Here is an 11,471-nt window from a genome sequence, read left to right on the forward strand (position 1 = left end):
TTACACCTCCTGTTTTAACTGGGCTTTTAAGAGATCCAAGCCTTTATACACTTGGGATTTAATCGTATTGACGTTGGTCTGCGTCATCGCTGCAATTTCATCAAATTTCAGTTCCTCAAAAAACCGCAGAACAATGACCGTCCGCAATTTCGGTTCCAACGCCATGACTGCCTGAAACAGATCGCTGTATTCTGTCGGTGAAGCATCCTCGGTTACCCCCTGATAGGCCTGCAGCTCAGTCTGACGCTGCCGCTGCGTGATCTGCTTGCGGCACAGACCATTAGCCTCATTCATGCAGATCCGCACCAGCCAGGTTTTGATATACTCCGGCTGGCGAAGCTGATGGATTTGGGAATACGCTTTGACAATCGTTTCCTGCACCGCATCCAGTGCTAACTGTTCGTCTTTGATAATCGAAAATGCTATCCGGTACAGCATCCGCTGATGTTCCAGAATTGTTTTTTCTAATAAGTCCTTTTTTTCTTCTTTGTTCACAGGCTCGCTCCTTCCGATCTAAAATCAGATTGCCGCCACGGTATCACCTCCGATTTTAGAAAAAGATCTTTTTCTGGGCTCCTATATTATTAGGTGAAACAACTGCGGAAAAAGTTGGAATCTTTTCAATTCTTTTTTTCAGCTCGGTCTTAATTTTATGAAAAACCCCTTTTCCCTCTGAATTGAACAGGAAAAGAGGACATTCGGGTCGTGTTTATTCCTTAATATTTAACCTAAAACTATCGTTTTCTGCCAAGATAACGGCATACCTCTTTCTTATATTTCAGATATTCCTCGCCAAAGGCAGCCTGCAGAAACGCTTCTTCCACCTTAACGATTTGCAAATGATACATCACCATGGCAAAGATGGATACAACACATAACGCCCAATTAAAAAACATCAGCAACAGTCCGAGATACAAAAGGTCAAAGCCAAGAAAAGCTGGATTGCGGCTGTATTGATAAATCCCACTTGTAACAAGTTCTGTTTTGTTGGTTTGTGAAACCCCGGCCCGCCAATTATCCTGCATTGTTATAACAGCTGCAATAAATACAGCGGTACCGGAAATGCTCAAAACAGCGCCCCCAATCCGCAGAGGCAGTGAACTGAAATTCACGTTCAAAAGGACACAAAGCAACCCTACTGAAAAAACGAGTATCGCTGCGATCTTCATTGTCACTTCAATCCCTTTTACCAGTCCCGTCTTGCCTTTTCCCATCTGATCTGTCTGAATGCCTTTCTTTCTCTGACAGAACATTTTCACTATATAACAGCCGTAGAATACGGATAAAACTGCGATGGCAATTCCCTGAAATATCATTTTTCTTCCCTCTTTTATTTGTTTATCTTTTCTTAGCCAATAACACTGAGAACTTAAAATTTGTACTTTGTTCCGTGGCTGAGCAGCAGTCCGCTTGTTAACTCAATGCGTAAGATGATCGTATGCTCATCAGTAAAGTCAAAATGTCCATTTTCTATCCATTCCGCAAAGACATTTTTTAGTTTCTCTGCGATCTCATGATTCTCTTCTTTCCCAAAATATCCTAAACTGTTGCCTTTTCCCTGCGCAGTGAACCATTCACCCGCTATTGCCACAGTTGAATGATTGGCAATCTGCCTCATCTTCTTAGACAAGGCATGCGTAATCACATAGAATGCCCCCTGCTCATAATAGGCATTCACATAGCGGACATCCGGCACTTCATTTTCTATCGTAGCCAGTGCGATAACCGTATCTTTTCCAAAGCGTTCCGTCATTACTATTTCAGATTCTTGACTCCAATTTATCATAGCGACAGCTCCTTTATAATAACTTGTTCAACTCAATATCTTATTAATTCTTTATACGCCATCCTATACTTCAAGGAATGTACCAATAAGAATTAAACTTGTACAAAGCGTTTTGGGATCAGAATTACATGCCCTCTATCCTGCAATCTCATAACGCCTTCATCTCTTACTTCCAAGTTACCGGATAATCCAAATGATAGGGCAATTTTGTCTGTCGATTTCCTTTCGCAGAATTAACCTGTCCTTGTGTCAAAAATACAGCTTCACTGAGATCCGCATTCTTAAAATTTGTATCTCTGGTATCCGCACCTAAGAACAAGGTCCCATTGAAAAGACTCTTTTCAAAATTCGCAGCGATCAAAAGTTTTGCGCTGAGATCGGCTCCGCTCATGTCTTGTCCCTTGAAATTACCGCCAAGAAAATTAGCGGGAACTTTTTTGCCTTCACTATGAATACTCTGCGGAAGCAGCTTACATACCTGCTTTAAAATATGATTTGCTCTATGTCTGTACTGTTCTAAATCAAAAGATAAGATGTTGCCCGGTTGATCCTGACAGATTTTTATATTCTCTTTGATTAAGCTCTGAACAGAATTTTTTAAGGGCTGTACTGGAATAAGCAGCATGGCTTCTGTTAAATAATATCTAATTTGATAAAGCTTAAATACCATGATAAAAACATCAAAAATTTCTGTTGCTCGATTTGGCATATCCCTCCAAGTCTGACCTTGATAAATAACCTGAGTGACCTGCTGCCCCGCTCCGAAGCAGTCATAACCAATACAACCTTTCATTTTTTGTTTTTCAAGCTGCGGATGTATTTTACACCGGTAGTCATTTAACAAATTGATGCAAGGTTGTCCTGATCCTTTATCTTTAGGAAAACCGTCGGCTTTTGAAAAAAACAGAGCCGTACAGCACAAACCTGAGCATTTTGAGCAATTTGATTTCATCGGTTCCCAAATTTTATCATTTCTTTCATGGATTAACATTTGTTTTTGCTCCTTAAAATACTGTTTATTTCATTCGAATCTGGCACTCGCTGCATACATGATCGTGGATAGAAATAATTCCGCCGCATTGAGGACAAAGATACTTCATTTTCTGCTGCTTCATAAACTTATCTAATCCATATTCTTTGACAAAAGCACTGTTCTCCATCAGACTTGCTTGATATCGTTTCCTGTAGCTTGTTTCAAGATTCTTTATAAGTTTGCATGGATATTCAGCACACTCAAAACAATAGGATAATTCTTTCATTTTGACACAATCCTTTATTTTGCATAGGCGGCAGTGTTCCGGTTTTCCCATGTCACTTTTTAAGCAGCCAGCACAAGGTTTTCTGGAATAACAATGTTTATAACAAACTTTGCAATTCATTCCGCAGGGCGCAAACATCACACCCTCAATATGATCAGGCATTTTCATAACATGCGCTCCTTTCAAATTTTCTCATTTATCTATTTCAACAAATTTCTCTAATTCTTTTATAGCTTTTCATTTTCCACTTTAGAGCCCCACCACGAAATAATAATGATGAAAAGATAGATGGCCTTCTTATACCGAAAATTACAATTTAATAATGTTGTTGATCATGGTATTTTCTTCTTTATCAACGAATTTTATTCCCATTCGCTATCTGCCGAAAGCTCATTTCAAACGATGGATTTCCTGTTGTAAATTTGCCAGGAATCTCCCCGCATGGGCTCCATCCATCTGCGTATGATGGAATTGGAAAGAGATTGTCAAATAAGTTTTGAATAATTTCTTCTTATACCGACCCCAGATGATAAAAGGATTATTAAAAATCCCGCTGTTCATGCCGACCGCCCCATCAATTTCAGTATCAATAATTGCGGAAGTGCCGATCACCATACTGTCGCTCGATAAATCTCTGTCCTGACAGGTTTCCGCCACCTGAGCCGTATATTTTAAATACGATTGATTGAACATCTCAAGATTCTCCGTATATAAGAGATCGCAGGAACTGACTTCACCGGTTTTATTTTTTACGATCGTATTCACCGCAATCGTATCATACTGCAAAAGCTGATCCCCTACTGGAAGGATGTAAAACTCGTTTATACTGACCGCAGCTTTTCCAATACAATAATCCAAAAGCATGTTGAACTTCATTTTCTTCTTCTTACTGACTTTGATCAGATTGGACACATCCAAGGTTTTCAGAAAAGTGACCATCGGATTGGGCGCTTTCATCCAAAGTTCGTAGGCCCTATTTCTTGTTGTGTCCTGCGGTGAAATGACTTTTACCATTTTTATCCCCTCCTATCCTTTGTTCTCCAATATTCAAACGAACTCTCTCTTTAAAGAAAACAGCGGTGTTCACCGAACCATTCCGTTCGCTCAGCAATTAGATTTTTGAGACATTCTAATTTTTGATCAAGCTCTGCTTTTCGTTTATCAATATCCAAATCTTCGTAATCGACAAATGAAGCCCACTCATTGATGTTTTGACTGACATCCTCATAAAGGTACTGACAGAACTGCAGCATGCTGGTGTGAGAAAGCTCATGGATTAACTCTTCTTGATTCAAGGGATAACGTTCATCGTCTTCGCACACAAGATGGCAGTTCCAATAGCTGACCGTACATAAAAAGCGGTTCGGTTCTAAGAACCCTTTTACACAGAAGGGCCGCATGGTTTCTAGTCCATGGATCGCCTGTTCCACCCACTCAAACGCAATATCATCAAGATAACTTAAACCATAGACCCCCGTTCCCTCCAACTGAAAATCACTCCAGCCATATACCGGCTTCGTCAACATGTTCGCTTCTCCCTTCTATCAAGTTCTTAAATGTAACGCCGAACTTTCTGTTTATATTCTTCATACCGTCTGCCAAATCTCGCTGTGCATTCTCTTTCTTCTGAAAGAATGATCCAGTGCGCTGAAACCTGAAATATCAGGACGATGCCCAGCAAAAGGCAGGACTGCGTTAAGAAAGCCATGCCTGCAAAGCAAATAAAATAAGCGACATACATGGGATTGCGGGAAAGCTGATAAATTCCATTGATATTCAAACCCGATTCATCCGGCAATGCAAAACAGACTGCCGAAACTGCGCATAACACGATTCCTGAAAAGTAAAAGACAAGTCCCATATAGAACTGCAGTGAGAAATCAATCCGAATTGTCAGAAAAAACAAATACGCAAAAAGTCCAATATTGGATAGCTGATAGATAAAACTGGCCCATTGTTCTTCCCTTCGAACTGGTGCAAAATGACCTGCACGACCAATCGCTTTTTTATCTACAAGCAATAATAACCCAAATCGGACAGCCAGGAAAGGCAGCAACAACACCCCGCCGTTCATTTATTCTGCCTCCTCCATCACAATTTCTGAATGAAAATATTGTTCCTGAAAATACGTCAATTCCTGGATCTTCTCCTTTGAAAAATAAACCCTTTCCGGGACAACGACCCATTTTTCTTCAATGTCGTTATGCCGATGAATCACGGCGATCACTTTGCCGGCAAACTCCTTAAGCGGCGCCTCGATGCCCAAGATGTAAGCATCCTGTTCTTCTCCATCCGGAGCCATCGTTCCTTCAATGTATCCGTAGTTGACTGGATAGATAAGATCCTGATATTGCGGATGCGTACTTCCCAAAGGTCTGTCGACAATTACTTTTATCCATGATCCCAGCATCTGACTCATCTCCCCAATCTGATTTTGCCTATTGCAAAAGTTAGGATTTCATTTATGAACATACATTCTTGAAGGTTCAGATTCACCCTCGCCCTGTACCAGGCAGAGGAATTCCCAGCCGTAGCGCTCGTAAAAGCCAGTATGATTGGTTACAAGATACAAAGTGCTTATTCCTTTGCTTTTCATATCCGAACAAACATAATTTAACAAGGCTCCTGCAACACCTTGCCCGCGCTTCTGTTTTTCTGTATAGACAGCGCACACATTCGGCGCAAGATCTTTCCTGTCGTGGAAATCATTTTCAATGACGCCCATGCCGCCGATGATTCTTTCCCCTTCCATCGCGATATACCATTGAGGAATCGAATGCTTATTTGCAAGACAATCCTCCATACTTTCTCGATACGCCTGCAGCGGAATGCCCCACTTTTCATGAAACCATTGAGCTGCCTGTTCCTTCATTTCCGGCTGATCGACCAACCGGATAATCTTAAAAGTCATTGGAATCAAGACCTCCTTCAAATTTTTATTCCGTGTTCCGGACTCATTTACGAAATCAGGATGCCGCAGCGAAACTCAACAGCGTGACTGCCGCATCCCCTTTTTTAAATTTGTCTTTTGTTCAGCGAAAAGCCTTCTGATTGCGCCGCACCAGAAACGTCATAATGGCCGGATCGATCAAATTCAACAGATTAAACGACAGATCGATCCCATTCATGATATTGATAATAAAAATCGTCGCACACATTGTCCAGTATAATCGTAGTCCCAGCAGTCTGCCCTGCATCAGCAGCACCAGACACCAGAGGCTGATCAGCGCAATGCCCAGCATCATCCAGTTCTGACTGACCAAACTCTCACCGGCGGTCACTGCGTTTAGGATCAGGCTTAACCGCAGCCAGAAGCGGCAGAAACTACTCATACTTCCATTTTCTCCAGCAGGACGACAGCCTGAGCCAGCACGCCTTCTTCCCGTCCGACAAAGCCCAGTTTTTCCCCGCGCGTAGCTTTGACGTTGACCTGATCCTCACCGCAACGCAGAGCAGCGGCGATGTTTTTGCGCATGGCTGAAATATGCGGCGCCATCTTCGGCCGTTCGATCATGATCAGCGCATCGACATTGCCGATGCGAAAGCCTTTGGCTTCCATCAGTCTTGTTACATGTTCCAGCAAAATCAAAGAGCTGATTCCTTTGTATTGCGGATCAGTATCGGGAAAATGCTTTCCCAGATCGCCTTCGCCCAGAGCGCCGATCACGGCCTCTGCAATCGCATGAAGCAAAGCGTCCGCATCGGAATGGCCGACCAGTCCTTTCGTATGTTCAATCTCAACACCGCCTAAAATGAGCCGGCGCCCTTCTGCCAACTGATGAATATCGCTCGACTGTCCAATTCTAAACATTTTCTATCCTTCTTTCTTTATTGATTCTCAGTTTCATCTTGTTCATAAACCTGAGCATGACCGATAACCGGCCCTCAATCCTTTTAAATCAAAAAGTCTTCATGCCTTTATTATAAAGAATGCGGCGCACTTCTGCACTCTTTCTTGCAAATATTTTACGATTGCTTTCCTTTCGCGTTGTTTCCGTGCTTAAATGGAATATCCGATAAGAAAGTATTCTGATGCCTTCGCCCTTCTGAATAGGAAAGACAGAAATACTTCGCGTATTTTCCAATATGAAGTCAGAGAGGATTATTTAAAAGAAAATGGAAAGTTAGCTTGACATAAAGGGTGGACATGCTATACTATAATGGAAAGCAAGCTTTCCGCAATGGTGAAGGAGGTTTATGAAAAACAGATTAGAAGAGCTGCGTAAATCACGCGGCATCAAACAAGAAGAATTAGCCGCTGCCCTGGAAGTTTCCCGACAAACTATCGGTTCGCTGGAAAACGGAAGATACAATCCATCGATTCTCTTAGCGTTTAAGATCGCCCGTTATTTTGACGTGAGTATTGAAGAAGTTTTCATTTACGAGGAGGAAAAAGTATGAAAACAAGAAATGCAGTTTTGCTGACGGGAGTGGGAATGATGCTGCTTGCAGCCGGTATCATTTTACTCAAAAGCGATCCGCAGTTTGTAAAATCGCTGCCGGCGCTGCCTTATTTATGCATCGGCTTGGGCGCCGGCGTGTTCGGCCATGGGTTAGGTGAACTGATCAGCCGGCAGACAGTGAAAAACAATCCTGAGATTCAGAAGCAGATGCAGATTGATCAACAGGACGAACGGAACCAGATGATCGCCAATAAAGCGAAGGGCAAAGCCTATGACGCTGTGCTCTATGTGTTTGGCGCTTTGATGGTCACCTATGCACTGATGAATGCTGATCTCTTTGTCATTCTGTCTTTCGTCATTGCCTACCTGTGTGTAGTCTGTATTTCCATTTACTACCGATTGAAATTTGACAAAGAAATGTAGCTTATCCATCCGGCAACCTTTCCTCGGACCGATTGTGTCTTGGGGATCATGGGATAAAGAGCGAAAACCGTCAAAGAGGCTTGTCCTTTGCGTTTTCGCTCTTTTTTTGGATATTCCCTCGTTCTGCCTGATTCCCACAGCCAGCGGGCTGATTTCAGACGCTAAGACTTCATTTTTTATCCCCAAGGTCTAGGCTGTCATGTTGGATATCAGCGGCTTCAACGGCAGGAAATCCTGCTGATGCCGGATAAAATAGGAGCGAAAATAATTCAGCAAGGGTTCTAATTCTGCTTGGTCTTTCTTCCGGAAGATCATGCCCAGCTTGACAGAGGGAACTTCCTTCAGCAAAGCAACGGAGAAACAATCTTTTTCGCTGGGAAACGCCAGCGTCATGATCGGAATCTTCTGAGCAAGAGAAAGGGCTTCGGCCTGTTCGGGCGTTTCAAAATAGATTCGCTCAATATCCAGCGCCGGCGATTGCAGAATCTGATCCAAGCGCGCGGCATTTTGAGTCCGGCTCGGAGGCAATGTCAGAACCCGCTGATGCGCAAGATCCGCAAGCCGCAGCGTTTCTTTTCCATAAAACGGATGTCCCAACGGGATCTTGCAGCAGTTAGGACAATGAAACAGCGGGATACAATTCAAATGGATGGAAATCGGCTCGCTGCAGTCCGCCAACAGCTGAATATCGATCCTATCCTGATCCAGCGCCTGATAGGTTTCCGGCAGCCGGCAGACCACATAATCAAAGCGCACATTTTGAAAATGCGGCTGCGCCGTCCGGCAGGCTTGAGGGACAAAGTGGATCATATAACTGGTAATCCCGACGCGGATTGTTTTGGCAAGCGCAAAGGATCGCTGACGCGCTCCCGCCACCGCGCTGTCATAGCTGTCCAGCAGGGCATCCAGCTGATCGATAAAATAACGTCCTCCGGGCGTGGGCTTGACCCCCTCAGGAAGGCGGTGAAATAACGCAAAGCCCAATTCCTTTTCCATCATGATGAGCTGGCGGGTGAGGGTGGATTGGGAAAGGTACAAACACGCGGCAGCCTTGGAAATACTTTGGCAGCGGTCTAGAATTTTCAGCATTTTCAGATTTTCTATATTCATAAGGATTCCTCTGTTTTTCCCCACTATAATCGAAAACATACGCAAGTTCAAGTCTTGATTCGCTATGCAAAAGATGGATAGGGCTATGCGCAGATCGCATCGCCGCATTGAATCGGAGTATGCCATAATGAGATCAAGGAGGAATTGTCAGTTTTTTGACAAAGTAGAAGACATGGAGAAAAAAGAAATTTCCCGCCGCGCTTTTTTGAAGGGTGCCGCGGTAACGGCCGTTTCCGCGGCTGTCGTTTCGGTTTTGCCTGGCTGCGGAACAAAAAATGAAGGTGCGGCTTCAACTGAATGTCCGCCCTGTCCAAGCTCGCCCTTAACCTCGGTTTATCCGCTGAATCCGCAGGATTATGATTACCGGGATACCAACACTGATTTTGCGACGTTGTTTTCCGATTGGAAATTCGGCGGCTTGACTTTACATCACCGCATGGTGAAATCCGCAGCCGGTTCGGATACCGCCGGAAGTGAACAGGAGATCTGCGCCTATTACAGCAACTTTGCCAAGGGCGGCGTAGAAATGGTCTGGGTCGAAGACTTCGTCAATGTTTTTGATCATTATACCAGCGCCCGGAAAACACCGAAAGCCGAGGCGCCGTTAGCGGCATTGGCCAAGGCTGTGCATGATGCCGGCGGTTATATCGGCTATCAGCTTTCCTGCATGGGACAGAAATTTACCGGTTTTGATCCGGCCACCGCTGCACAGTATGAATCAGCCTATGCCGAGCATCTGTCGGATGAAGAAATCGCAAACTTGAAAAGCGATTTCATCAACGGCGCAAAATATTTAAAGGAACAGGGTTTCGACGCGGTGGAAATCAATGCCGCGGGCAACAATATTGGTCAGGCTTTCTTCTCCCGCCAGCGCAATCATCGTGAGGATGAATATGGACCGCAGTCGTTTGAAAACCGGGCGCGGTTTGTCGGTGAGATCGTCGCCGGAATCAAGGAAGTCTGCGGCGCGGATTTCCCCGTTCAGATTCTGATCAACGGCATTGAAGAAAACGACATCGACATGGGCGAGGCTTCCTTGTCCACCACGGTGGAAGAAAACTGCGAGATCTGCAAGGTCTTGGAAGCCTATGGCGCGGATTCCCTGCATGTTCGTCTGGGCGTCTTCCGGATGCACGTCAATCAGTTTGCGTCCGATCTGTACTTCACCGGTTACGGCATTGAAGGAACAGCGGCCAACGGCGCGCAGTTTGATTTCTCCCGGCATTTCCAGGGCAAGCTTTTGGCCAATCATTCCGGCTGCGGCATGATGCTGAATGTTGCAAAGCAGATCAAGGATGCCGTATCAATTCCGGTTGGAACGGTAACTTATATGGATCCGGCTCATGCGCCGAAGATGTTTGAAGATGCTTTGAAGGACGGCCTGTGCGACTTCCTGTTGATGACCCGTCCGCTGACTGTCGATCCGCAGTATGTCAACAAGCTGAAAGAAGGACGGATCGATGAAATCGCCCCTTGTACGCGCTGCCTGCATTGCCACTTTGATTATGATGAAGAGGGTAAGATTTATGAACATTGCCGGGTTAACGCGACAACACAGCGCGCCTATCGGGAAGCGATGCCGGAGGGAGAGGTTCCGCTGCCGGCGGAAAAAGCCCGGAAGGTTATGGTGATCGGCGGCGGTCCGGCCGGCTTGGAAGCAGCACGAATTGCGGCAGAGCGCGGCCACAGCGTAACGCTTTACGAAAAGAGCGGTGTGCTGGGCGGTCTGTTATCCTTTGCCAACGCCATCAAAGGGCCGCATGAAAATCTGAATGATTTCCAGAAATATTTAGTCCGGCAGCAGGAACTGAAAAACGTTAATGTTGTTCTGGGAACCGAAGTGACCGCGGAACTGATCAAAAAGGAAGCGCCGGAGGTTGTCATTCTGGCAGTCGGCGGAGCTCGCTCCACACTGGGGCTGAATTCTACGGCGAAGACCCATGTCATCTCGATTGAGGACATCGCGTCCGCTTCCATCGGCAATGAAGTTACCATTGTCGGCGGAAACTTACAGGCCGTGGACGCCGCGCAGTACCTGATTGCCCAGGGCAAGCATGTCACCCTCGTGTCCAGCGAAGGCAAAGACAAGCTGGATAAGGGACAGTCCGCCTGGGTCAAGACCTTTACGCTCCCGATGCTGTATGCCCGCGGGACACGCTTATGGCCGAATGCCCAGGTCGTCAGCATCAATGAAGGCACGGTCACGATTCATGGGGAAACCGGCGTCGATATGGAAATCGCCTGCGACACTGTGATCGAAGCCATGGATATGCTGCCGAACACAGCGCTGATTGAAGGCTTGGATGGAATTGAATGTTATGCTGTCGGTGACTGCGAAAGGCCTTGGAATATCGCCGAAGCGATTGCCAGTGGAAATCTGACTGCCCGTAAGATTTAATTCATAGACAGATATTCTTAAAACGTGTGAATCTCCGGTTCTTCCTGTGGTTAATCTACTCAGGGGAGCCGGACTGTTCACACGTTTTTTTT

General features: G+C 45.2%; 16 protein-coding genes. 3 read left to right on the forward strand and 13 right to left on the reverse strand.

Features of this window, described 5'->3' with window-relative positions:
- The 12 genes from BN162_RS11530 to ispF form a co-directional block, all read right to left on the reverse strand.
- A complete protein-coding gene (locus BN162_RS11530; RefSeq protein ID WP_020225263.1) occupies nt 1-495 on the reverse strand; it encodes an RNA polymerase sigma factor in 495 nt (164 codons plus the stop codon).
- 239 nt (nt 496-734) lie between these two features.
- On the reverse strand, nt 735-1,214 hold the full coding sequence (locus BN162_RS11535; protein WP_244264194.1) for a methyltransferase family protein: 480 nt from the start codon (nt 1,212-1,214) through the stop codon (nt 735-737).
- 155 nt (nt 1,215-1,369) lie between these two features.
- Nucleotides 1,370-1,786: a pyridoxamine 5'-phosphate oxidase family protein gene (locus BN162_RS11540; protein ID WP_020225265.1), complete on the reverse strand. Its 417-nt coding sequence runs from the start codon at nt 1,784-1,786 to the stop codon at nt 1,370-1,372.
- 166 nt (nt 1,787-1,952) lie between these two features.
- Nucleotides 1,953-2,777 carry a pentapeptide repeat-containing protein gene (locus BN162_RS11545; RefSeq protein ID WP_020225266.1) on the reverse strand — a complete coding sequence of 275 codons (825 nt, stop codon included), beginning with the start codon at nt 2,775-2,777 and terminating at the stop codon, nt 1,953-1,955.
- Nucleotides 2,778-2,802: 25 nt separating this feature from the next.
- A complete protein-coding gene (locus BN162_RS11550; protein WP_020225267.1) occupies nt 2,803-3,213 on the reverse strand; it encodes a DUF3795 domain-containing protein in 411 nt (136 codons plus the stop codon).
- Nucleotides 3,214-3,435: 222 nt separating this feature from the next.
- Nucleotides 3,436-4,059 carry a CatA-like O-acetyltransferase, family 2 gene (locus BN162_RS11555; protein WP_020225268.1) on the reverse strand — a complete coding sequence of 208 codons (624 nt, stop codon included), beginning with the start codon at nt 4,057-4,059 and terminating at the stop codon, nt 3,436-3,438.
- 50 nt (nt 4,060-4,109) lie between these two features.
- Nucleotides 4,110-4,571 (reverse strand): hypothetical protein, encoded by a 462-nt coding sequence (locus tag BN162_RS11560; protein WP_020225269.1) that lies wholly within the window; start codon nt 4,569-4,571, stop codon nt 4,110-4,112.
- 26 nt (nt 4,572-4,597) lie between these two features.
- A complete protein-coding gene (locus BN162_RS11565) occupies nt 4,598-5,119 on the reverse strand; it encodes a methyltransferase family protein (RefSeq protein WP_020225270.1) in 522 nt (173 codons plus the stop codon).
- Complete coding sequence (locus tag BN162_RS11570; RefSeq protein ID WP_020225271.1) at nt 5,120-5,455, reverse strand: inorganic diphosphatase; 336 nt, start codon at nt 5,453-5,455, stop codon at nt 5,120-5,122. It lies immediately after the preceding gene.
- A 48-nt stretch (nt 5,456-5,503) separates the two neighbouring features.
- Nucleotides 5,504-5,956 (reverse strand): GNAT family N-acetyltransferase, encoded by a 453-nt coding sequence (locus BN162_RS11575; protein WP_020225272.1) that lies wholly within the window; start codon nt 5,954-5,956, stop codon nt 5,504-5,506.
- Between the two features lie 121 nt (nt 5,957-6,077).
- Nucleotides 6,078-6,377: a hypothetical protein gene (locus tag BN162_RS11580; protein WP_020225273.1), complete on the reverse strand. Its 300-nt coding sequence runs from the start codon at nt 6,375-6,377 to the stop codon at nt 6,078-6,080.
- Nucleotides 6,374-6,856 (reverse strand): 2-C-methyl-D-erythritol 2,4-cyclodiphosphate synthase, encoded by a 483-nt coding sequence (ispF, locus tag BN162_RS11585; RefSeq protein ID WP_020225274.1) that lies wholly within the window; start codon nt 6,854-6,856, stop codon nt 6,374-6,376. Before ispF ends, BN162_RS11580 begins: the two co-directional genes overlap by 4 nt.
- 386 nt (nt 6,857-7,242) lie before the next feature.
- Between ispF and BN162_RS11590 the strand changes: the two genes are divergently transcribed.
- Together BN162_RS11590 and BN162_RS11595 are read left to right on the forward strand one after the other, a co-directional pair.
- On the forward strand, nt 7,243-7,446 hold the full coding sequence (locus BN162_RS11590) for a helix-turn-helix transcriptional regulator (protein WP_020225275.1): 204 nt from the start codon (nt 7,243-7,245) through the stop codon (nt 7,444-7,446).
- Complete coding sequence (locus tag BN162_RS11595) at nt 7,443-7,871, forward strand: DUF6442 family protein (protein ID WP_020225276.1); 429 nt, start codon at nt 7,443-7,445, stop codon at nt 7,869-7,871. The genes BN162_RS11590 and BN162_RS11595 overlap by 4 nt, the downstream gene beginning before the upstream one ends.
- Nucleotides 7,872-8,060: 189 nt before the next feature.
- Here BN162_RS11595 and BN162_RS11600 read toward each other — a convergent pair whose 3' ends face one another.
- Nucleotides 8,061-8,981, reverse strand: coding sequence for a LysR family transcriptional regulator (locus BN162_RS11600; protein WP_020225277.1), 921 nt, complete (start codon nt 8,979-8,981; stop codon nt 8,061-8,063).
- Nucleotides 8,982-9,153: 172 nt separating this feature from the next.
- Here BN162_RS11600 and BN162_RS11605 point away from each other — a divergent pair, with 172 nt between their 5' ends.
- Nucleotides 9,154-11,379 carry an oxidoreductase gene (locus BN162_RS11605; RefSeq protein WP_020225278.1) on the forward strand — a complete coding sequence of 742 codons (2,226 nt, stop codon included), beginning with the start codon at nt 9,154-9,156 and terminating at the stop codon, nt 11,377-11,379.
- The last annotated feature ends 92 nt before the right edge of the window (nt 11,380-11,471 follow it).

This window comes from Holdemania massiliensis AP2, from assembly GCF_000327285.1.
GTDB classification, from domain to species: Bacteria; Bacillota_I; Bacilli_A; order Erysipelotrichales; family Erysipelotrichaceae; genus Holdemania; species Holdemania massiliensis.

Bases quoted from the DNA above. Each gene is read 5' to 3' on its own strand.
- BN162_RS11535 (WP_244264194.1), bottom strand. From the start codon at position 1,214: ATGGGAAAAGGCAAGACGGGACTGGTAAAAGGGATTGAAGTGACAATG.
- BN162_RS11540 (WP_020225265.1), bottom strand. From the start codon at position 1,786: ATGATAAATTGGAGTCAAGAATCTGAAATAGTAATGACGGAACGCTTT.
- BN162_RS11545 (WP_020225266.1), bottom strand. From the start codon at position 2,777: ATGTTAATCCATGAAAGAAATGATAAAATTTGGGAACCGATGAAATCA.
- BN162_RS11550 (WP_020225267.1), bottom strand. From the start codon at position 3,213: ATGAAAATGCCTGATCATATTGAGGGTGTGATGTTTGCGCCCTGCGGA.
- BN162_RS11555 (WP_020225268.1), bottom strand. From the start codon at position 4,059: ATGGTAAAAGTCATTTCACCGCAGGACACAACAAGAAATAGGGCCTAC.
- BN162_RS11560 (WP_020225269.1), bottom strand. From the start codon at position 4,571: ATGTTGACGAAGCCGGTATATGGCTGGAGTGATTTTCAGTTGGAGGGA.
- BN162_RS11565 (WP_020225270.1), bottom strand. From the start codon at position 5,119: ATGAACGGCGGGGTGTTGTTGCTGCCTTTCCTGGCTGTCCGATTTGGG.
- BN162_RS11570 (WP_020225271.1), bottom strand. From the start codon at position 5,455: ATGCTGGGATCATGGATAAAAGTAATTGTCGACAGACCTTTGGGAAGT.
- BN162_RS11575 (WP_020225272.1), bottom strand. From the start codon at position 5,956: ATGACTTTTAAGATTATCCGGTTGGTCGATCAGCCGGAAATGAAGGAA.
- BN162_RS11580 (WP_020225273.1), bottom strand. From the start codon at position 6,377: ATGAGTAGTTTCTGCCGCTTCTGGCTGCGGTTAAGCCTGATCCTAAAC.
- ispF (WP_020225274.1), bottom strand. From the start codon at position 6,856: ATGTTTAGAATTGGACAGTCGAGCGATATTCATCAGTTGGCAGAAGGG.
- BN162_RS11590 (WP_020225275.1), top strand. From the start codon at position 7,243: ATGAAAAACAGATTAGAAGAGCTGCGTAAATCACGCGGCATCAAACAA.
- BN162_RS11595 (WP_020225276.1), top strand. From the start codon at position 7,443: ATGAAAACAAGAAATGCAGTTTTGCTGACGGGAGTGGGAATGATGCTG.
- BN162_RS11600 (WP_020225277.1), bottom strand. From the start codon at position 8,981: ATGAATATAGAAAATCTGAAAATGCTGAAAATTCTAGACCGCTGCCAA.
- BN162_RS11605 (WP_020225278.1), top strand. From the start codon at position 9,154: ATGGAGAAAAAAGAAATTTCCCGCCGCGCTTTTTTGAAGGGTGCCGCG.